Here is a 17,803-nt window from a genome sequence, read left to right as displayed (position 1 = left end):
AGCCGGAGGCTTTGCGCATACGCGGTTTGAACAAAACGGCCCGGAATGGGTTAGGAGTGCAGCAGTGTGCACATCTGGCTGATTCTCGAGCGGAAGTGCATCATCAACCAAGCGCCATAACTTTCTGAAATCGGAATCAAAAGATGGATCATTCGCCTCTGACACTCACCACCCGCCGCCGGTCTGCCAACCTAGTTTGCGCAGCGCTTGTCGGCTTGCTGCCGATCCTGTCGCCGCTAGGCTCGGCAAAGGCCGCCAGCTTCGATTGCGACGGCAAGACGCTTCAGCCGGATGAGAAAATGATCTGCGACACTCGCAGCCTGAACGATGCGGACGTCAAGATGGCCACGACCTTCGAGCTGATCTCCGGCCTTCTCGCCATGGGATCGCGCGGCACGCTGCAGGACGAACAGAGCGCCTGGCTGAAGAAGCGCCAGGCCTGCGGCGCGGATGCGGCATGCTTGAAGACCTCCTACGAGGACCGCCTGAAGCAGCTGGATGTCGCCTACAAGAACCTCGCCCGTCCGAACTGACCGGCACGGTCACGGTTGCGGTGACGCCTTGAATAAAAGAGCCCTTGCCAGGTTTTCGATGGCAGGGCCTCCATAGAAGAATGTCGGCCGCGGTGAAAACTGCGGCCAATTGTTTATCTAACGGCCGCTGAGATCGCGCACCGCGCCCTTGTCGGCGCTTGTGGCAAAGGCGGCATAGGCCTTGAGCGCCGTCGTCACGTTGCGCTTGCGCTTCTCGACCGGGAACCAGCCCTGTGCATCCTGCTGGGCGCGGCGGGCTGCGAGCTCCTCGTCGCTGACGCGCAGGCTGATGGAGCGGTTCGGGATATCGATGTCGATCATGTCGCCTTCGCGCACCAGGCCAATCGTACCGCCATTGGCAGCTTCCGGCGACGCATGACCGATAGACAGGCCGGACGTGCCGCCCGAAAAACGACCATCGGTGATGAGAGCGCAGGCTTTGCCCAGACCTTTCGATTTCAGATAGCTGGTTGGGTAGAGCATCTCCTGCATGCCAGGACCGCCCTTCGGACCTTCGTAACGGATGACAACGACATCGCCGGCCTTGACCTCGTTGGCAAGGATCGCCTTGACCGACGAATCCTGGCTTTCGAAGACGCGGGCCGGGCCGGAGAACTTCAGAATGCTTTCATCGACGCCTGCCGTTTTGACGATGCATCCGTCTACGGCGAGATTGCCCTTGAGAACAGCCAGGCCGCCATCCTTGGAGAACGGATGCTCGGCGCTGCGGATGACACCCTTCTCGCGGTCGACGTCGAGGTCGTCCCAGCGCGAACTCTGGCTGAAGGCAACCTGCGTCGGCACGCCACCCGGAGCCGCACTGAACAGCTTCAGTGCTGCCGGGTTGGCGGTGATGGCAATATCCCATTGTGCGATCGCATCACCGAGCGTCGGCGCGTGGATGGTCGGCAGGTCGGAATTCAGCAGGCCGGCACGTTCCAGCTCGCCGAGGATTGCCATGATACCGCCGGCACGATGCACATCTTCCATGTGAACGTCGGACTTGGCCGGCGCGACCTTCGACAGGCAGGGCACCTTGCGCGACAGACGGTCGATGTCGTCCATCGTGAAGTCGACCTCGCCCTCGTGGGCTGCGGCCAGGATGTGAAGGACCGTGTTGGTAGATCCGCCCATGGCGATGTCGAGCGCCATGGCGTTCTCGAAGGCGCCCTTGGAGGCGATGGTGCGCGGCAGTGCCGTGACATCGTCCTTCTCGTAGTAGCGTTTGGCGAGATCGACGATACGACGGCCGGCTTCCAGGAACAGCTCCTTGCGGTCTGAATGGGTGGCCAACGTCGAGCCATTGCCCGGCAACGAGAGACCGAGCGCTTCCGTCAGGCAGTTCATCGAGTTGGCGGTGAACATGCCCGAGCACGAGCCGCAGGTCGGACAGGCCGAGCGCTCGATGACGGCGACGTCTTCGTCGCTGATCTTGTCGTCGGCTGCAGCCACCATCGCATCGACGAGGTCGAGCGATACGGTCTTGCCATGCATGGTGACCTTGCCGGCTTCCATCGGGCCGCCGGAGACGAAGACGGTTGGGATGTTGAGGCGGAGCGAAGCCATCAGCATGCCCGGGGTGATCTTGTCGCAATTCGAAATGCAGACCATGGCATCGGCGCAATGGGCGTTGACCATGTATTCGACGCTGTCGGCGATCAGCTCACGCGATGGCAGCGAATAGAGCATGCCGTCATGGCCCATGGCGATCCCGTCGTCGACGGCAATGGTGTTGAATTCCTTGGCTACGCCGCCGGCCGCTTCGATTTCGCGCGCCACCAGCTGGCCAAGATCCTTCAAGTGCACGTGGCCGGGAACGAACTGCGTGAAGGAGTTGACGACGGCAATGATAGGCTTGCCGAAATCGCTGTCCTTCATGCCTGTTGCGCGCCACAGGCCGCGGGCACCGGCCATGTTGCGGCCGTGGGTGGTGGTTCTCGAACGGTAGGCTGGCATGGTGTTATCCTCGACGTCCTGCAGTTACGGGCATTGCTTGCGGCAGACCTATTCCGCCAGACGGACCGGCAAGCCCCTGCTTTTTAGAATTGTCGTAAATCAATCGGTGCGGACTGTCACTATCAGGTAAGCCGAATCCGGTACGCTGCAAGGGCATGCCCCCTCGCAATATCCTCGCCATCAGCGATCCCGGTTATTCCCGGACGAGGCCGCGACCAAAATATCGAACAGATGCATGACGTTTGCCGATGACACCTCAACATTTAGGTCGAACACAATAAATTGGCTTCTTTTCCCAAAAAAAAGCGGGCCTATTTGTAACTTACGTCGGTATTTCTGCGTATCACCATCGATACCGTCATCTCATCGAGGATTTTACCCATGGCCACCTACCAACCGCCCAAGATTGCCGCCTCCGAGATCACGCCTCGCCAGACCTATCTAGGCCGCCGCGCCTTCCTGGCGACAGCAGCAGGCGCCGGCCTGTCGATCGCCGGTGGCACCACAGCCATGGCGGAAGCGCTGGCAGCGTCGAAGACCGACTACAAGGTCGATGAAAAGCTGACGCCGAAGAAGGATGTCACGACCTACAACAACTTCTACGAATTCGGCACGGACAAGGCCGATCCCGCCGCCAACTCCGGCAAATTCAAGCCGCGCCCGTGGACGATCACCGTCGATGGCATGGTGGGCAAGCCGCAGACCCTCGACATCGACGCGCTGATCAAGGCCTTTCCTCCAGAAGAGCGTGTGTACCGGATGCGGTGCGTCGAGGCATGGTCCATGGTCATACCCTGGGACGGTTTCCAGCTATCCAAGCTGCTCGACATGGTGGAGCCGCTGGGCAGCGCGAAATACGTCGCCTTCGAGACCATCGTCCGGCCGTCCGAGATGCCCGGCCAATCCGGCAGCTTCCAGTCCCTGAACTGGCCCTATGTCGAAGGACTGCGGCTGGACGAAGCGCGCAACCCGCTGGCGCTGCTTGCCGTCGGGCTCTATGGCGAGACGCTGCCCAACCAGAACGGTGCGCCGATACGCCTGGTGGTTCCGTGGAAATACGGCTTCAAGGGCATCAAGTCGATCGTCCGCATCACGCTCACCGACAAGCAGCCGATGAACACCTGGCAGGTCTCCAACCCCGGCGAATACGGTTTTTATGCCAACGTCAACCCGGCGGTCGATCACCCCCGCTGGAGCCAGGCGACCGAGCGCAGGATCGGCGAAGGCGGCTTCTTCTCCTCCAGCCGCCACCCCACCCTGCCCTTCAACGGCTATGCCGACCAGGTGGCAAGCCTCTACGCCGGCATGGATCTTAAGGCGAACTACTAATGGTCCTGTCCCTCGCGCTGCCGAAACGCTTCCAGCCAGCCTCCGTCTGGCTGCTTTACGTCGTCGGACTTCTTCCCGCCGCCTACGCATTCTACCTTGGCGCCACCGGCAATCTTGGCGCCGATCCGACCAAGACCTTCGAGCTTTTCCTCGGCCTCTGGGCCATCCGCTTCCTGATCCTGACGCTCGCGATCACCCCGCTCCGCGACCTCGTCGGCTGGAACTGGCTGCGCTACCGCCGCGCCCTGGGGCTGCTCTGCTTCTATTATGTCGTGATGCATTTTCTGGTCTACACCATCCTCGACCAGGCGCTGATGCTCGACGCCATCCTCGGCGACATCCTGAAGCGACCCTTCATCATGTTCGGCATGGCAGGGCTGGTGATGCTGATCGCGCTGGCCGTGACCTCGAACAGGTACTCGATACGGCAGATGGGCAAGAACTGGATCTGGCTGCACCGGCTCGTCTACATCATCGCCGTCTGTGGCGCTCTCCACTTCGCACTATCGACCAAGGTGCTTTCGCTCGAGCAGTACGTCTATATCGGCCTCCTGATAGTGATGATCCTCTACAGGTCCTACCGGCCAATCATGATGCAACGACGACGCGGAACGCGGCAGAGGGCGGTGGCTGCCTGAGGCAGCAGAGGCTTCTCTACTTTGGCAAGATAGGACTGCGGGCTGCCAGAAATCTGTCGAACGCAGATGCGGCGACGATGCCGATGCCGTAGACAATTATATTGGTTAGGGAAAACACGCGTCCGAGAAGCAGGGCACCGCCAGCAGTCAACCTGAACGCATCAAGAGGCGGTGTATGGTAGAGTCTGAACAACTCGACGGCGGTGGAGATCACCATCGCCGCGCAAGCAATGCTTGCCCGTCTCGAGTTTGGTGCAAGCACTGCGATCAGGAAATAAACCATCGCGCCCCACAGTGCCGAGCCGCCATACTTCACGACCACGAACGGAAGGTTAAGCCCATAGCCATATCGCCGCAACGCCAGACCTGCAGCAATGATGGCAATTCCCATTGCAAGACGGGCTGCCCTGCTCCCTGGTGAGTGACCTCGAAAAAATGCGAGCACTTCGGCCGCTCCACCGCGATGTTAATGGGTTCGTCGCACCTATAGCTCACATTTCGATTTGGCAAGCCGACAGCCCAGCCGCATGCTGGTCTGCCGCTCACCGTATTTGCGGAAACAGCTCACAGCCATCGAGTTAATTTCAGGAATTCAAACGCCGTGCCCCTCCGAAGACTGCTTCCGGCCATCGACAGGCATCTCATCGAAATACGTGCAGCGCCGCATCTGAGGGGAACCAAGCGCTTTCTCATAGAACTCGTCTATTTTGGTATCAAGGAAGCACGTGCATGTCTCTTTGCTGGCCTCTTTTTCTTGGCCATCTTCACAGTCCCGCGCGGCGGCATTTTTCATATTCCCCGATATGACGTGCTGCTGCTGGTTGCCTTGTCCATCCAGTTCTGGATGGTCGCCAGCAAACTGGAAAGCATTGATGAGTTGAAGGCGATCTGCTTCTTTTACGTTATCGGTTTCGCTCTCGAGGTCTTCAAAAGATCGAGCAGCATCCATTCATGGGCATATCCGGACTTTGCCTATAGCAAGCTGTTCGGCGTGCCATTGTTTTCCGGATTCATGTACGCTGCCGTAGGCAGTTACGTAATACAGGCGTGGCGCCTCCTCGCACTACGAGTTAGGCATCATCCACCATACTGGATGGCAGCTGTGCTCTCGCTGGCAATTTACCTGAACTTCTTCACACACCACTACATCGCCGACTATCGCTGGTACATTGCCGCGTGTACGATTGGACTTTATTCGCGGACTTCAGTCACGTTCCGCCCGTATGATCGGGACCGGCGGATGCCCCTTCTGTTGGCTTTTGCCCTGATCGGCTTCTTCGTCTGGCTTTTCGAAAATTTCAGCACCTTCTTCGGGATATGGCGCTATCCGAGCCAACTCGGCGAGTGGTCCGCTGTCAACATTGGCATATGGAGTTCATGGTCGCTCGTCGTCATCATGACGTTCACCATCGTTGTCTATCTCAGGCATATCAGGGAAGATATCCACATACCCGAATAGCCTTCTCCATCACACGCCCGCCACAACGCAAAAAAGCCGGACGATTGCTCGTCCGGCCTTTTGATTGATGAGGCTTTTACCGCTTAAGCGGCAGCAGCTTCGGCAGCTTCTTCGGCTGCAACGCGGGCCTTGTCGCCGGCGCCCTTGGCAGCGATGTCGCGGTCGACGAACTCGACGACGGCCATGGCGGCGTTGTCACCCATGCGGAAGCCAGCCTTCATGATGCGAAGGTAGCCGCCGTTGCGGGTGGCGTAACGGGTAGCGATTGCATCGAACAGCTTCGATACGACAGCGACGTCGCGGATCTGCGAGATGGCCTGACGACGAGCGTGCAGGTCGCCGCGCTTGCCGAGCGTGACCAGCTTTTCAACGATCGGGCGGATTTCCTTTGCCTTCGGCAAGGTCGTGGTGATCTGCTCATGCAGGATGAGCGAAGCCGCCATGTTGGCAAACATTGCCTTGCGGTGACTTGCAGTTCTATTCAGCTTGCGGCCTACCATACCATGGCGCATTGCTATTCTCCTTAAATCGCAGGTGCCCTTTGATTTTGGGCCTGCCGTTTCCTGGCACATGCAGGCGATATGCCTGCTGTTTGACGGGGAAAGGCAGTCATCCTGCCTTTACTTATTGTTCTCTGCGATCGGCGTGCCGGCGGAAATCCGCGACACACTTTGCCTCACGCCGCTCAGTACTGATCTTCGTAGCGCTTGGCGAGATCTTCGATGTTCTCTGGGGGCCAGGCCGGCACTTCCATGCCGAGATGCAGGCCCATGGAAGCGAGAACTTCCTTGATTTCGTTCAGCGACTTGCGGCCGAAATTCGGAGTGCGGAGCATTTCGGCTTCGGTCTTCTGAATAAGGTCGCCGATATAGACGATGTTGTCGTTCTTCAGGCAGTTTGCCGAGCGGACAGACAGTTCCAGTTCGTCCACCTTCTTGAGGAGAGCCGGGTTGAAGGCCAGTTCGGTGACTGTCTCTTCTTCGACATCCTTCTGCGGTTCGTCGAAGTTGACGAAAACGCCGAGCTGGTCCTGCAAGATGCGGGCCGCGAAAGCGACTGCATCTTCACCGGAGATCGAGCCGTCCGTTTCGATGGCCATCAGCAACTTGTCGTAATCGAGAACCTGGCCTTCGCGGGTGTTTTCCACCTTGTAGGACACTTTCTTGACCGGCGAGTAGAGGCTGTCTACCGGGATGAGACCAATCGGTGCGTCTTCCGCACGATTGCGCTCTGCCGGAACATAGCCCTTGCCGTTGTTGACGGTGAATTCCATGCGGATTTCAGCGCCTTCGTCGAGCGTGCAGATGACGTGATCCGGGTTGAGGATCTCGATGTCGCCGACCGTCTGGATGTCGCCGGCGGTGACAACGCCTGGACCCTGCTTGCGAACGACCATGCGCTTGGCATCGTCGCCGTCCATCTTGATGGCGATTTCCTTGATGTTCAGAACGATATCCGTAACGTCTTCGCGAACGCCCGGGATCGAGGAGAACTCATGCAGTACGCCGTCGATCTGTACCGCCGTGACGGCGGCGCCGCGCAGCGAGGACAGAAGCACGCGACGCAGCGCGTTGCCGAGCGTCAGGCCAAAGCCACGCTCAAGCGGTTCAGCGACAAGGTTGACCTTTGTGCGGCCGCCCGAGGAAAACTCGACCTTGTTCGGCTTGATCAGTTCCTGCCAATTCTTCTGAATCATATTCCTGCCTTCCGTTCGTTACCACCATCCAATCGTGGCAACCGAGCTTGAGAAGCACCGGAGATCGCCTATTGGGCGCTCACCGGTGTGTGATTGGCGATGATTATACGCGACGCTTCTTGCGTGGGCGGCAACCGTTGTGCGGGATCGGGGTCACATCGCGGATCGACGTGATCATGAAACCGGCAGCCTGGAGCGCGCGCAGAGCCGACTCACGACCCGAACCTGGACCGCAAACTTCGACTTCAAGCGACTTCATGCCATGTTCCTGCGCCTTCTTGGCAGCATCTTCAGCGGCGATCTGCGCTGCGAACGGTGTCGACTTGCGCGAGCCCTTGAAGCCCTTGGCGCCAGCAGACGACCAGGCAATCGCATTGCCCTGCGCATCGGTGATGGTGATCATCGTGTTGTTGAACGTCGAGTTGACGTGCGCAACGCCCGACGAGATGTTCTTGCGTTCGCGACGGCGAATGCGGACGGCTTCCTTGCCCATAGTAGTCCCTTTCGTGGATCTCTGCACCGCCGTAATGCCAGCGGCTACACCGGCGCAGGGCGCTAAGGCCCTTCGCCAAACTCAAAAGAGGCCGGCGGAACCGCCAGCCTCCCTCACACGGTTGCCCGGTGATTACTTCTTCTTGCCAGCAATCGCCTTTGCCGGACCCTTGCGGGTGCGGGCATTGGTGTGCGTGCGCTGACCGCGAACCGGCAGGCCGCGACGATGACGAAGACCGCGGTAGCAGCCCAGGTCCATCAGACGCTTGATGTTCATCGACGTCTCGCGACGCAGGTCGCCTTCGACCTGGTAATCGCGGTCGATTGTTTCGCGGATCTGCAGGACTTCGGCATCCGTCAGCTGGTGAACGCGGCGCTCAGCCGGGATACCAACCTTGGTAACGATTTCCTGCGCAAACTTCTGTCCAATCCCGTGAATATAGGTCAGCGCAATTACTACGCGCTTTGCCGTCGGGATGTTGACGCCAGCGATACGTGCCACGCCTATTCTCCTTGCGTTCCGTTTGCCATCAGGCAAAGGTCTCTGTTACGCGACCGTAGAGGCCGCCTGTTCAATTCGAGGTCGATAACATGTCAAAACGACCGAACCCGGAATTCCCGAGGGAAGTCCGCGCCGATCGCAGCTATGTCGCGAGTTGGCGCGGTGTTTAGCGGAATCACTGCCAAAAGGCAACTGTTCCGCTAATTTTATTTTGGCTTATCCCCGCCCCGACCACCGGTCCGACCGACTCATGCGCCGCAATTGTTTTGCGAAATCGTCGTCAGGCCGTTGAATGGCCCGACAACAACTCTCCGAAGCTCAAAGGCTGGAGAGAATCTTTTCGACTTCTGCTGTGACATGATCGATATCCGCCATGCCGTCAACCGAATGAAGCATTTTCTTGGCATAGTAGTAGCCAATCAAAGGCGCCGTTTCCTTATAGTAGGCCTGCATGCGCGTCACCACGGTTTCGCGCGTATCGTCAGGGCGGCGCTTGAAGTGCGTCGAACCACAGCGATCGCAGACACCCTCGACCTTCGGCTTCAGGTTGGTGTCGTGATAACCCGCACCGCAGTTGGCGCAGGTATAGCGTCCGGAAACCCGGTCCGCGAGCACGACGTCATCGACCTTGATCTCGACGACACCCGAGAGCTGCATGCCCTTGGCTGCGAGCATCTTGTCGGTGGCATCGGCCTGCACCAGCGTGCGCGGAAAGCCGTCCAGGATGAAGCCCTTGGCACAATCTTCGGCGTCAATGCGCTCCGAGATGATCGCATTGACGATCTCGTCGGACACCAGCTTGCCGGCATCCATGACAGCCTTGGCGCGCTTGCCGACTTCAGTGCCCGCCGAGACTGCCGCACGCAGCATGTCGCCGGTGGAGAGCTGCGGGATACCGTACTTTTCGACTATACGCTGAGCCTGGGTACCCTTGCCGGCGCCCGGTGGTCCCAAAAGGATAAGTCTCATCTCCCCCGCTTTCCTCCGCGCAACTTCGACTTCTTGATCAGACCTTCATACTGCTGCGCGATCAGGTGACCCTGGATCTGCGCTACCGTGTCAAGCGTCACACTGACGACGATCAAGAGTGAAGTGCCGCCGAGGGCGAGCGGGATGCCTGTCTGAGAAACGAGGATTTCCGGCAGAATGCAGACAACCACGAGGTAGATGGCGCCGACCACGGTGATGCGGGTCAACACATAGTCAATGTATTCAGCCGTGCGCTCACCCGGGCGAATGCCGGGAATGAACCCGCCGTGCTTCTTGAGATTATCGGCCGTGTCCTTCGGATTGAAGACGATGGCCGTATAGAAGAACGCGAAGAAGGCGATCATCAGCGCATAGAGCACCATGTAGAGCGGACGACCGTGGCCGAGGGCTGCGACGATCGACGTTGCCCAGACAGGCATTCCGGCGGTGTTGGCAAAACCTGCGAGCGTCGCTGGCAGAAGCAGCAGCGAGGAAGCGAAGATAGCCGGGATGACGCCCGATGTATTGAGCTTCAGCGGCAGGTGCGAGGTATCGCCCTGGAACATGCGGTTGCCGACCTGGCGCTTCGGATACTGGATCAAAAGACGACGCTGGGCGCGCTCCACGAAGACGATGAGGGCGATAACCGCAACGGCAACGACGAGGACCAGGAGAATGAGTGCGGTCGAAAGTGCGCCGGTGCGTCCGAGTTCCAGCGTGCCAGCCAAGGCCGATGGCAGGCCAGCTGCAATGCCGGCGAAGATGATCAGCGAAATGCCGTTGCCGATACCGCGCGAGGTGATCTGTTCACCGAGCCACATCAGGAACATCGTGCCGCCGAGCAGCGTGATGACCGTGGAGACGATAAAGAAGACGCCGGGCTGGACGACAAGTCCGTTACCGCTCTCAAGCCCCACCGCGATGCCATAGGCTTGCAGCGTGCCGAGCAGCACCGTGCCGTAGCGCGTGTATTGATTGATGATCTTGCGGCCCTGTTCGCCTTCCTTCTTCAGGTTTTCGAGCGCGGGAACGACCGAAGTCATCAGCTGCACGATAATCGAAGCGGAGATGTAGGGCATGATGCCGAGAGCGAAGATCGCCATGCGCTGGACAGCGCCACCGGAAAACATGTTGAAAAGACCGAGGATGCCGCCCGCCTGGCCCTGGAAAGCCTGGGCATAGGCAGCAGGATTAAGGCCTGGAAGGGGGATATGGGTGCCGAGGCGATAGACAAGCAACGCACCGAGCGTGAACCAAAGCCGCTTTTTCAGATCCTCTGCCTTGGCAAAGGTTGAAAAGTTGAGATTGGATGCCAATTGTTCCGCTGCAGACGCCATGCAAATCTCCGCACTACCAATTCCGGCTAAATCGGCCGAGTCCGGAATGTGTAATCAAATTGTTTAAAAAGTCGAGCATTGGGTGGACTGCGATGCAAGAGCGCATGCCAGCCGAAGGTCCCGTCATCGCCCTCCCCGCGCGAACGCACGACTCAGGATCCGAAGCTCACATATGGGAGCAAAATCGCCCGGTGTGAAGCACCCCGGGCGATTAATTCGTCTGTATTATTCCGAAGCTGCGACAGGTGCGGCAGCCAAAAGCTTGATGGAGCCGCCAGCCTTCTCGATCTTCTCGACAGCAGACTTGGAAGCGCCTGCGACTTCGAGGGTCAGCTTCGCCGAGATTTCGCCGTCGGACAGGATCCGGACGCCGTCCTTGACGCGACGGATAACGCCGGCAGCCTTGAGAGCCACGGCATCGATCGTCGTCTTCGCGTCCAGCTTGCCGGCGTCGACTGCTGCCTGGAGGCGAGCAACCGATACGACGACGTAGTCGGACTTGAAGATGTTGTTGAAGCCGCGCTTAGGCAGACGACGGTAGATTGGCATCTGACCGCCTTCAAAGCCGTTGATCGCTACGCCCGAACGGGACTTCTGCCCCTTGACGCCGCGACCACCGGTCTTGCCCTTGCCCGAACCAATACCGCGGCCGAGGCGCTTGCGGGAGTGGGTCGAACCTTCGTTGTCGGTGATTTCATTCAGTTTCATAACGAATCCTCCGGCTTACTTCTCGTCGACGACGCGAACGAGATGCTGGACAGCACGGATCATTCCACGAACCGAAGGAGTATCCTCCAGAGTGCGGCGACGGTGCATCTTGTTCAATCCGAGGCCGATCAGAGTCTTTTCCTGAACGTCCGGACGGCGAATTGGGCTACCGATCTGCTCGACCGTAACGGTCTTTGCTTCGGTCTTCTTGGTCGTCTTGGCCATAGGTCAAACTCCCTTATTCTTCAGACGCATTACCGGAGGCAATACGACGAGCCTGCAGAGTGGCATACTTGATGCCGCGCTGAGCTGCGATGTCCTTCGGATGGATCTGTTGCTTCAGAGCGTCGAACGTTGCGCGAACCATGTTGTATGGGTTCGACGAACCGGTCGACTTGGCGACGACGTCGTGAACGCCGAGCGTTTCGAATACGGCGCGCATCGGACCACCGGCGATGATGCCGGTACCAGCCTTGGCAGAGCGCAGCAGAACCTTGCCGGCGCCATGACGGCCATGGATGTCGTGATGCAGCGTACGGCCGTCACGCAGGGGAACGAAGATCAGCTCGCGCTTGGCGGCTTCCGTTGCCTTGCGGATAGCTTCAGGCACTTCGCGCGCCTTGCCGTGACCGAAGCCAACGCGGCCCTTCTGGTCGCCGACGACGACGAGAGCTGCAAAGCCGAAACGACGGCCGCCCTTGACGACCTTGGCAACGCGATTGATCGCGACCAGCTTGTCGACGAATTCGCTATCGCGCTCGTCACGGTTCTGGCGATCGTCGCGAGAACCTCTTTTTTCTTGTGCCATTGTCCTTTTCCTTTTTCTTTTCCGGGTGCAATCGGCAACTGCAACAAGACCACATCGGGCTTTTCGCTGCCCTGTGGTCCGGTGATGGTCTGAAAAGACCGAAATCCGGCCGGGAGCTTTACGCCACCGGCCGGAAATTTATATTAGAAGGTGAGACCGCCTTCACGGGCAGCTTCGGCCAGAGCCTTGATGCGACCGTGATAGATGAAGGCGCCGCGGTCGAACACGACCTCGTTGACGCCCGCCTTGGAGGCGCGCTCTGCAACGAGCTTGCCGACGAGCGTTGCCGCTGCTGTGTCAGCACCGGTCTTCAGAGAACCGCGCAGATCCTTGTCGAGAGTGGAGGCAGACGCAAGCGTCTTGCCGGCCACATCGTCGATGACCTGGGCGTAGATGTTCTTCGAAGAGCGATGAACCGACAGGCGCGGACGGCCGTTAGCCACCGACTTAAGATGACGACGCACGCGGTTGGCACGACGTGCAAGTGCTTCTTTCCTGCTAGCCATTTCGCGTGATCCTTACTTCTTCTTGCCTTCTTTGCGGATGATCCGCTCACCGGCATACTTGACGCCCTTGCCCTTGTAAGGCTCGGGGCCACGGTATTCGCGGATTTCTGCGGCCACCTGGCCGACCTGCTGCTTGTTGATACCGGTGACGACGATTTCCGTCGGCTTCGGCACAGCAATTGTGATTCCGACTGGCGGTTCATAAATCACGTCGTGGGAGAAACCAAGCGCCAACTGCAGGTTCTTGCCCTGCAGGGCCGCGCGGTAACCAACGCCGTTGATTTCGAGCTTGCGCTCGTAACCGTCCTTGACGCCAACCAGGATGTTTTCGACCATCGTGCGGGACATCCCCCACTTTGAGCGAGCATTCTTGCTGTCGTTGAGCGGCGTCACAACAATCGCATTATCTTCGAGCTTGAGACCGATATCGTCATTCGCGACGAAAAACAGTTCACCCTTGGGGCCCTTAGCAGTCACTTTTTGGCCATCAATCGTGGCCGTGATTCCTGCAGGCACCTGAACGGGCTTCTTGCCGATACGAGACATTTTTTCAAACCTGTCTGTTTCGAGGGAAATTCTTTAGACCAGCCTTAGAAGACCGAGCAAAGAACCTCGCCACCAACATTCTGTTCACGAGCCTGGTGGTCGGCCATCACGCCCTTCGGAGTAGAAAGGATAGTGATGCCGAGACCGTTCGCGACCTGCGGAATGGACTTGACCGAGACATAAACCCGGCGGCCCGGCTTAGACACACGGCCGATCTCACGGATGACCGATGCGCCTTCATAATATTTCAGCTCGATGCTGAGCTCGGACTTGCCGTTGCCGAAATCGACGACGGAATAGCCACGAATGTAACCTTCGGACTGAAGGACATCGAGAACACGTGCACGGAGCTTGGAAGCAGGCGTCGAAACCGACGACTTGCGACGCGAGGCACCGTTACGGATGCGTGTGAGCATATCGCCCAATGGATCTGTCATTGTCATGTGGGCTACTCCTTACCAGCTCGACTTGACAATGCCCGGCACCTTGCCGAAATTGCCAAATTCACGCAGTGCGATACGCGACATGCGCAGCTTGCGGTAGTAGGCGCGCGGACGACCGGTGATCTCGCAACGGTTACGGACGCGAGTCTTGGATCCATCGCGCGGCAGCGATGCGAGCTTCAGGGTAGCCTTGAACCGCTCTTCGATCGGAAGGGACTGGTTCATGATGGTTGCCTTCAGCGCGGCACGCTTTGCGGCACTGTTAGCAACCGTATTGCGGCGGCGCTTGTTCTTTTCAACTGCGCTTGTCTTCGCCATATTTGATTTCCTTTTCTACGCTCGTCGTTACGGTTACGTGCGGAACGGGAAGTTGAACTCTGTGAGCAGAGCCCTAGCTTCGTCGTCCTTGGTCGCCGTCGTGCAAACGATGATGTCCATGCCCCACATCTGATCAACCTTGTCGTAGTTGATCTCTGGGAACACAATGTGTTCCTTGATGCCCATGGCGAAGTTGCCACGACCGTCAAAGCTCTTCGGGTTCAGGCCGCGAAAGTCGCGAACGCGCGGAAGCGCGATGTTGATCAGGCGATCCACGAACTCATACATGCGGGCGCCACGGAGCGTGACCTTGGCACCGATTGGCATATTTTCGCGGACCTTGAAGCCAGCGATGGAATTGCGCGCGAAAGTGATGACCGGCTTCTGGCCAGCGATTGCGGCCAGGTCGGCAGCAGCAATCGTCGGCTTCTTGGAGTCAGCTGTCGCCTCGCCCACACCCATGTTGATGACGATCTTGTCCAGCTTGGGGATCATCATCTCGTTGGTGTAGGAGAACTGTTCCTGCAGCGCTGCGCGAATACGGGTTACGTATTCCGTCTTCAGGCGCGGTTCGTATTTAGCCTCAGCCATCGATCACATCTCCCGAACGCTTGGCCACGCGGACCTTCTTACCATCAACGACCTGGAAACCGACGCGGGTCGGCTTGCCGTCCTTGTCGACAATCGCGATGTTGGACAGGTGAAGCGAGGCTTCCTTGTTGATGATGCCGGCTTCCTGCGACTGCGACTGGCGTGTATGGCGCTTTACCATGTTCACGCCGCGAACGACTGCGCGGTCTTCCTTCGGCATCACTTGAATGACTTCGCCGGTACGACCCTTGTCCTTACCAGCCAGAATGACGACCTTGTCGCCCTTGCGGATCTTTTGCATCTTTAACCGCTCCCCTTACAGAACTTCAGGAGCGAGCGAGATGATCTTCATGTGGTTCTTAGCGCGAAGTTCGCGCGGAACCGGTCCGAAGATACGTGTGCCGATCGGCTCTTTCTTGTTGTCGATAAGTACTGCTGCATTGGTATCGAAACGAATGACGCTTCCATCCGCACGGCGGATCGAGGCAGCTGTGCGAACGACCACAGCCTTCATCACGTCACCCTTCTTTACGCGGCCGCGCGGAATAGCTTCCTTGATCGAGACGACGATAATGTCGCCAATCGAGGCATACTTGCGCTTCGAACCGCCCAGCACCTTGATGCACATGACACGACGTGCGCCGGAATTATCCGCGACGTCGAGGTTTGTTTGCATCTGAATCATATCAGGTCGCCTTCTTGTTATACCGGAATGGTTGGGCAGAGCCCCCTATCCCGGCTTATGGAATTGTTTACCCGCTTGCGCCCCTCCAAAAAGGAAGAGTGAAAACAAGGCAGTAGCTTCAGCCAGCGCGGGATCGATCTTGCCAGGGTGGTTTCCCCAATGGGACCTTCCGTGCGCTAAAAGCAAAAGAACGCCCGAGTCTCAGGCGTTCCGTCGCTGCTTCATATAGAAATTACGGCAAGACGCAAGGCCTCGCCGCAAATTCTTACTTAACCTGACCGGAAACGACCGTCCAGGTCTTGTCCTTGGAGATCGGCGCGCATTCCTCGATAGAAACCATATCGCCGGTCTTGTATGCGTTGTTCTCGTCGTGGGCCTTGTACTTCTTAGAACGACGAACCGTCTTCTGGAGGAGCGGATGCGCAAAGCGGCGCTCGACCCGAACCACGACGGTCTTTTCGTTCTTGTCGCTGACCACGACGCCCTGCAGAATGCGTTTCGGCATCTTATTTTTCCTTTAGGCCTTGGCTTCTGCCGCCTTCTGGCGGGCAATGGTTTTCACGCGGGCGATGTCCTTGCGGACCTCGTTCACACGAGAGGCTTTTTCAAGCTGGCCGGTGGCCTTCTGAAAGCGCAGGTTGAACTGCTCCTTCTTCAGCTTGGCTAGCTCTTCCTTGAGTTGGTCGGCGGTGAACGCGCGAACATCTGCGGCTTTCATAGCTGTTCTTCCTTACTCTGCAATGCGCTGCACGAAGCGCGTCTTGACCGAGAGCTTGGCAGAACCCAGACGAAGCGCCTCACGGGCGATTTCTTCGCTGACACCGTCGATCTCGAACATCATACGACCGGGCTTGACCTTGCATGCCCAGTATTCGACGCCGCCCTTGCCCTTACCCATGCGGACTTCGGTCGGCTTCTTGGTGACCGGTACGTCCGGGAAAACCCGGATCCATACACGGCCGGCACGCTTCATGAAACGCGTGATCGCGCGGCGAGCCGCCTCGATCTCACGAGCGTTGACACGATTCGGTTCCTGGGCCTTCAGGCCGAATTCACCGAATGCGAGATCAGAACCGCCCTTGGCTACGCCCTTGATGCGGCCCTTGAATTGCTTGCGGTACTTCGTACGCTTTGGCTGCAACATAATCTATTCTCCGAATTAACTACCTCGAGCGCCCTTAGGCGTGATCGCGGCGACGGTTTTCTCTGCTGGCTGGGCCCTGGCTATCGCCTTCGGCCTGACGGCGTTCAGATGCCATCGGGTCGTGCTCAAGGATTTCGCCCTTGAAGATCCAGACCTTGATGCCGCAGATACCGAAAGCGGTGGTGGCTTCAGCCGTACCGTAGTCGATGTCGGCGCGCAGCGTGTGCAACGGCACGCGACCTTCGCGATACCATTCCGTACGGGCGATTTCAGCACCACCGAGACGGCCGGCACAAGTGATCTTGATGCCTTCGGCACCGAGACGCATTGCCGACTGAACGGCGCGCTTCATGGCGCGGCGGAAAGCGATACGACGTTCCAGCTGCTGAGCGATGCCCTGGGCGACCAGGACAGCATCGATTTCCGGCTTGCGGACTTCGACGATGTTCAGGTGCGTTTCGGAGTTCGTCATGTCGGCCAGCTTCTTGCGAAGCTTGTCGATGTCTGCACCCTTCTTGCCGATGATCAGGCCCGGACGCGCCGAGTGGATCGTGACGCGGCACTTCTTGTGCGGACGCTCGATAACCACCTTCGAAATGCCGGCCTGCTTCAGCTCGGTCATGACGAATTTGCGCATCTTGATGTCTTCATGCAGCAACTGGCCGTATTCGGCGTTGTCTGCAAACCAACGGCTGTCCCAAGTGCGGTTAATGCCAAGGCGGAAACCGATTGGATTGATCTTCTGACCCATTATGCGGCCTCCTCTTGTGCTGGCTGCACTTCGCGAACGACGATCGTCAAATGTGCGAAGGGCTTTTCGACGCGCGATGCACGACCACGACCACGAGCGTGGAAGCGCTTCATGACAATCGACTTGCCGACGTAGGCCTCGGCGACGACGAGAGCGTCGACGTCGAGATCGTGATTGTTTTCAGCGTTTGCGATCGCCGATTCGAGGGTCTTCTTGACCGCTCCGGAGATCCGCTTGCGCGAAAATTCAAGCTCGGCCAAGGCGCGCTCGACCTTCATGCCGCGGATAAGCGCAGCAACGAGGTTGAGTTTCTGCGGGCTGACACGAAGCGTGCGGGCGACTGCCTGCGCTTCGTTGTCCTTGAGCCGGCGTTCTGTTTTTGCCTTGCCCAT

Annotated in this window: 27 protein-coding genes; 4 read left to right on the top strand and 23 right to left on the bottom strand. The window is 58.5% G+C overall.

Translation table 11 applies throughout. The features are described 5' to 3' along the window. Positions 1 to 143 precede the first annotated feature (143 nt). Positions 144 to 533 (top strand): lysozyme inhibitor LprI family protein, encoded by a 390-nt coding sequence (locus J5274_RS11705; RefSeq protein WP_142822295.1) that lies wholly within the window; start codon positions 144 to 146, stop codon positions 531 to 533. A gap of 117 nt (positions 534 to 650) precedes the next feature. On the opposite strand, the gene ilvD is transcribed toward J5274_RS11705, so the two are convergent. Continuing rightward, positions 651 to 2,489 (bottom strand): dihydroxy-acid dehydratase, encoded by a 1,839-nt coding sequence (ilvD, locus tag J5274_RS11700; RefSeq protein ID WP_142822294.1) that lies wholly within the window; start codon positions 2,487 to 2,489, stop codon positions 651 to 653. Between the two features lie 381 nt (positions 2,490 to 2,870). Here ilvD and msrP point away from each other — a divergent pair, with 381 nt between their 5' ends. Next, positions 2,871 to 3,818: a protein-methionine-sulfoxide reductase catalytic subunit MsrP gene (msrP, locus tag J5274_RS11695; protein WP_142822293.1), complete on the top strand. Its 948-nt coding sequence runs from the start codon at positions 2,871 to 2,873 to the stop codon at positions 3,816 to 3,818. Continuing rightward, on the top strand, positions 3,818 to 4,456 hold the full coding sequence (gene msrQ / locus J5274_RS11690; RefSeq protein WP_142822292.1) for a protein-methionine-sulfoxide reductase heme-binding subunit MsrQ: 639 nt from the start codon (positions 3,818 to 3,820) through the stop codon (positions 4,454 to 4,456). The genes msrP and msrQ overlap by 1 nt, the downstream gene beginning before the upstream one ends. Positions 4,457 to 4,472: 16 nt before the next feature. Here the strand turns inward: msrQ and J5274_RS11685 are convergent, their stop codons facing one another. Next, the gene (locus J5274_RS11685) at positions 4,473 to 4,847 is read right to left on the bottom strand and encodes a DUF2809 domain-containing protein (RefSeq protein ID WP_142822291.1); all 375 of its coding nucleotides are present in this window, start codon (positions 4,845 to 4,847) and stop codon (positions 4,473 to 4,475) included. A gap of 225 nt (positions 4,848 to 5,072) precedes the next feature. On the opposite strand from J5274_RS11685, the gene J5274_RS11680 reads away from it, so the two are divergent. After that, complete coding sequence (locus J5274_RS11680; protein ID WP_219274952.1) at positions 5,073 to 5,915, top strand: DUF817 domain-containing protein; 843 nt, start codon at positions 5,073 to 5,075, stop codon at positions 5,913 to 5,915. 83 nt (positions 5,916 to 5,998) lie between these two features. Here J5274_RS11680 and rplQ read toward each other — a convergent pair whose 3' ends face one another. The 21 genes from rplQ to rplV all read right to left on the bottom strand — a co-directional run bounded on the left by rplQ (position 5,999) and on the right by rplV (position 17,803). After that, positions 5,999 to 6,427, bottom strand: a complete 429-nt coding sequence (gene rplQ, locus J5274_RS11675) for a 50S ribosomal protein L17 (protein WP_111220701.1) — start codon at positions 6,425 to 6,427, stop codon at positions 5,999 to 6,001. Positions 6,428 to 6,600: 173 nt separating this feature from the next. After that, positions 6,601 to 7,611 (bottom strand): DNA-directed RNA polymerase subunit alpha, encoded by a 1,011-nt coding sequence (locus J5274_RS11670; protein WP_111220700.1) that lies wholly within the window; start codon positions 7,609 to 7,611, stop codon positions 6,601 to 6,603. A 103-nt stretch (positions 7,612 to 7,714) separates the two neighbouring features. Next, positions 7,715 to 8,104, bottom strand: a complete 390-nt coding sequence (gene rpsK / locus J5274_RS11665) for a 30S ribosomal protein S11 (protein WP_111220699.1) — start codon at positions 8,102 to 8,104, stop codon at positions 7,715 to 7,717. Positions 8,105 to 8,236: 132 nt separating this feature from the next. Continuing rightward, positions 8,237 to 8,605, bottom strand: a complete 369-nt coding sequence (rpsM, locus tag J5274_RS11660; protein ID WP_142822290.1) for a 30S ribosomal protein S13 — start codon at positions 8,603 to 8,605, stop codon at positions 8,237 to 8,239. A 318-nt stretch (positions 8,606 to 8,923) separates the two neighbouring features. Continuing rightward, on the bottom strand, positions 8,924 to 9,574 hold the full coding sequence (locus tag J5274_RS11655; RefSeq protein WP_219274597.1) for an adenylate kinase: 651 nt from the start codon (positions 9,572 to 9,574) through the stop codon (positions 8,924 to 8,926). Then, positions 9,571 to 10,911, bottom strand: coding sequence for a preprotein translocase subunit SecY (gene secY, locus J5274_RS11650; RefSeq protein WP_142822289.1), 1,341 nt, complete (start codon positions 10,909 to 10,911; stop codon positions 9,571 to 9,573). Before secY ends, J5274_RS11655 begins: the two co-directional genes overlap by 4 nt. A gap of 225 nt (positions 10,912 to 11,136) precedes the next feature. Further along, positions 11,137 to 11,619, bottom strand: coding sequence for a 50S ribosomal protein L15 (rplO, locus tag J5274_RS11645; protein WP_111220695.1), 483 nt, complete (start codon positions 11,617 to 11,619; stop codon positions 11,137 to 11,139). A 15-nt stretch (positions 11,620 to 11,634) separates the two neighbouring features. After that, positions 11,635 to 11,844: a 50S ribosomal protein L30 gene (gene rpmD, locus J5274_RS11640; protein ID WP_142822288.1), complete on the bottom strand. Its 210-nt coding sequence runs from the start codon at positions 11,842 to 11,844 to the stop codon at positions 11,635 to 11,637. Positions 11,845 to 11,857: 13 nt separating this feature from the next. After that, positions 11,858 to 12,427 carry a 30S ribosomal protein S5 gene (rpsE, locus tag J5274_RS11635; protein WP_111220693.1) on the bottom strand — a complete coding sequence of 190 codons (570 nt, stop codon included), beginning with the start codon at positions 12,425 to 12,427 and terminating at the stop codon, positions 11,858 to 11,860. A gap of 143 nt (positions 12,428 to 12,570) precedes the next feature. Then, the gene (rplR, locus tag J5274_RS11630; RefSeq protein WP_142822287.1) at positions 12,571 to 12,933 is read right to left on the bottom strand and encodes a 50S ribosomal protein L18; all 363 of its coding nucleotides are present in this window, start codon (positions 12,931 to 12,933) and stop codon (positions 12,571 to 12,573) included. Positions 12,934 to 12,945: 12 nt separating this feature from the next. Then, on the bottom strand, positions 12,946 to 13,479 hold the full coding sequence (rplF, locus tag J5274_RS11625; RefSeq protein ID WP_111220691.1) for a 50S ribosomal protein L6: 534 nt from the start codon (positions 13,477 to 13,479) through the stop codon (positions 12,946 to 12,948). A 44-nt stretch (positions 13,480 to 13,523) separates the two neighbouring features. After that, entirely contained in the window at positions 13,524 to 13,922 is a 399-nt protein-coding gene (rpsH, locus tag J5274_RS11620; RefSeq protein WP_003547562.1) for a 30S ribosomal protein S8, read from the bottom strand. Between the two features lie 12 nt (positions 13,923 to 13,934). After that, positions 13,935 to 14,240 (bottom strand): 30S ribosomal protein S14, encoded by a 306-nt coding sequence (rpsN, locus tag J5274_RS11615; protein WP_111220690.1) that lies wholly within the window; start codon positions 14,238 to 14,240, stop codon positions 13,935 to 13,937. Positions 14,241 to 14,273: 33 nt separating this feature from the next. After that, positions 14,274 to 14,831 carry a 50S ribosomal protein L5 gene (gene rplE, locus J5274_RS11610; protein ID WP_142822286.1) on the bottom strand — a complete coding sequence of 186 codons (558 nt, stop codon included), beginning with the start codon at positions 14,829 to 14,831 and terminating at the stop codon, positions 14,274 to 14,276. After that, a complete protein-coding gene (gene rplX / locus J5274_RS11605) occupies positions 14,824 to 15,132 on the bottom strand; it encodes a 50S ribosomal protein L24 (RefSeq protein WP_111220688.1) in 309 nt (102 codons plus the stop codon). Before rplX ends, rplE begins: the two co-directional genes overlap by 8 nt. Positions 15,133 to 15,147: 15 nt before the next feature. Continuing rightward, positions 15,148 to 15,516 carry a 50S ribosomal protein L14 gene (rplN, locus tag J5274_RS11600; RefSeq protein WP_111158087.1) on the bottom strand — a complete coding sequence of 123 codons (369 nt, stop codon included), beginning with the start codon at positions 15,514 to 15,516 and terminating at the stop codon, positions 15,148 to 15,150. Between the two features lie 265 nt (positions 15,517 to 15,781). Continuing rightward, a complete protein-coding gene (gene rpsQ, locus J5274_RS11595; protein WP_142822285.1) occupies positions 15,782 to 16,021 on the bottom strand; it encodes a 30S ribosomal protein S17 in 240 nt (79 codons plus the stop codon). A 12-nt stretch (positions 16,022 to 16,033) separates the two neighbouring features. Beyond that, on the bottom strand, positions 16,034 to 16,234 hold the full coding sequence (gene rpmC / locus J5274_RS11590; RefSeq protein ID WP_111220685.1) for a 50S ribosomal protein L29: 201 nt from the start codon (positions 16,232 to 16,234) through the stop codon (positions 16,034 to 16,036). Positions 16,235 to 16,246: 12 nt separating this feature from the next. After that, positions 16,247 to 16,660 carry a 50S ribosomal protein L16 gene (gene rplP, locus J5274_RS11585; RefSeq protein WP_111158089.1) on the bottom strand — a complete coding sequence of 138 codons (414 nt, stop codon included), beginning with the start codon at positions 16,658 to 16,660 and terminating at the stop codon, positions 16,247 to 16,249. Between the two features lie 34 nt (positions 16,661 to 16,694). Next, on the bottom strand, positions 16,695 to 17,411 hold the full coding sequence (rpsC, locus tag J5274_RS11580; RefSeq protein WP_111220684.1) for a 30S ribosomal protein S3: 717 nt from the start codon (positions 17,409 to 17,411) through the stop codon (positions 16,695 to 16,697). Next, on the bottom strand, positions 17,411 to 17,803 hold the full coding sequence (rplV, locus tag J5274_RS11575; protein ID WP_111220683.1) for a 50S ribosomal protein L22: 393 nt from the start codon (positions 17,801 to 17,803) through the stop codon (positions 17,411 to 17,413). The genes rpsC and rplV overlap by 1 nt, the downstream gene beginning before the upstream one ends.

The organism is Rhizobium sp. L51/94, assembly GCF_019355555.1.
Classification (GTDB): Bacteria; Pseudomonadota; Alphaproteobacteria; order Rhizobiales; family Rhizobiaceae; genus Rhizobium; species Rhizobium rhododendri.
Note: the sequence above shows the minus strand (reverse complement) of the source record. Positions and strands in the feature narration are given on the sequence as shown.

Excerpts from the sequence above, each read along its gene's own strand:
- rplR (WP_142822287.1), bottom strand. The coding sequence starts at position 12,933 with ATGGCTAGCAGGAAAGAAGCACTTGCACGTCGTGCCAACCGCGTGCGT.
- J5274_RS11685 (WP_142822291.1), bottom strand. The coding sequence starts at position 4,847 with ATGGGAATTGCCATCATTGCTGCAGGTCTGGCGTTGCGGCGATATGGC.
- rplO (WP_111220695.1), bottom strand. The coding sequence starts at position 11,619 with ATGAAACTGAATGAAATCACCGACAACGAAGGTTCGACCCACTCCCGC.
- rpsH (WP_003547562.1), bottom strand. The coding sequence starts at position 13,922 with ATGACAATGACAGATCCATTGGGCGATATGCTCACACGCATCCGTAAC.
- rplV (WP_111220683.1), bottom strand. The coding sequence starts at position 17,803 with ATGGGCAAGGCAAAAACAGAACGCCGGCTCAAGGACAACGAAGCGCAG.
- rpsK (WP_111220699.1), bottom strand. The coding sequence starts at position 8,104 with ATGGGCAAGGAAGCCGTCCGCATTCGCCGTCGCGAACGCAAGAACATC.
- rpsC (WP_111220684.1), bottom strand. The coding sequence starts at position 17,411 with ATGGGTCAGAAGATCAATCCAATCGGTTTCCGCCTTGGCATTAACCGC.
- rpmD (WP_142822288.1), bottom strand. The coding sequence starts at position 11,844 with ATGGCCAAGACGACCAAGAAGACCGAAGCAAAGACCGTTACGGTCGAG.
- rplN (WP_111158087.1), bottom strand. The coding sequence starts at position 15,516 with ATGATTCAGATGCAAACAAACCTCGACGTCGCGGATAATTCCGGCGCA.
- J5274_RS11670 (WP_111220700.1), bottom strand. The coding sequence starts at position 7,611 with ATGATTCAGAAGAATTGGCAGGAACTGATCAAGCCGAACAAGGTCGAG.
- rpmC (WP_111220685.1), bottom strand. The coding sequence starts at position 16,234 with ATGAAAGCCGCAGATGTTCGCGCGTTCACCGCCGACCAACTCAAGGAA.
- msrP (WP_142822293.1), top strand. The coding sequence starts at position 2,871 with ATGGCCACCTACCAACCGCCCAAGATTGCCGCCTCCGAGATCACGCCT.
- rplF (WP_111220691.1), bottom strand. The coding sequence starts at position 13,479 with ATGTCTCGTATCGGCAAGAAGCCCGTTCAGGTGCCTGCAGGAATCACG.
- rpsQ (WP_142822285.1), bottom strand. The coding sequence starts at position 16,021 with ATGCCGAAACGCATTCTGCAGGGCGTCGTGGTCAGCGACAAGAACGAA.
- rplP (WP_111158089.1), bottom strand. The coding sequence starts at position 16,660 with ATGTTGCAGCCAAAGCGTACGAAGTACCGCAAGCAATTCAAGGGCCGC.
- secY (WP_142822289.1), bottom strand. The coding sequence starts at position 10,911 with ATGGCGTCTGCAGCGGAACAATTGGCATCCAATCTCAACTTTTCAACC.
- rpsE (WP_111220693.1), bottom strand. The coding sequence starts at position 12,427 with ATGGCACAAGAAAAAAGAGGTTCTCGCGACGATCGCCAGAACCGTGAC.
- rplX (WP_111220688.1), bottom strand. The coding sequence starts at position 15,132 with ATGCAAAAGATCCGCAAGGGCGACAAGGTCGTCATTCTGGCTGGTAAG.
- ilvD (WP_142822294.1), bottom strand. The coding sequence starts at position 2,489 with ATGCCAGCCTACCGTTCGAGAACCACCACCCACGGCCGCAACATGGCC.
- rpsN (WP_111220690.1), bottom strand. The coding sequence starts at position 14,240 with ATGGCGAAGACAAGCGCAGTTGAAAAGAACAAGCGCCGCCGCAATACG.
- J5274_RS11655 (WP_219274597.1), bottom strand. The coding sequence starts at position 9,574 with ATGAGACTTATCCTTTTGGGACCACCGGGCGCCGGCAAGGGTACCCAG.
- msrQ (WP_142822292.1), top strand. The coding sequence starts at position 3,818 with ATGGTCCTGTCCCTCGCGCTGCCGAAACGCTTCCAGCCAGCCTCCGTC.
- rplE (WP_142822286.1), bottom strand. The coding sequence starts at position 14,831 with ATGGCTGAGGCTAAATACGAACCGCGCCTGAAGACGGAATACGTAACC.
- rplQ (WP_111220701.1), bottom strand. The coding sequence starts at position 6,427 with ATGCGCCATGGTATGGTAGGCCGCAAGCTGAATAGAACTGCAAGTCAC.
- J5274_RS11705 (WP_142822295.1), top strand. The coding sequence starts at position 144 with ATGGATCATTCGCCTCTGACACTCACCACCCGCCGCCGGTCTGCCAAC.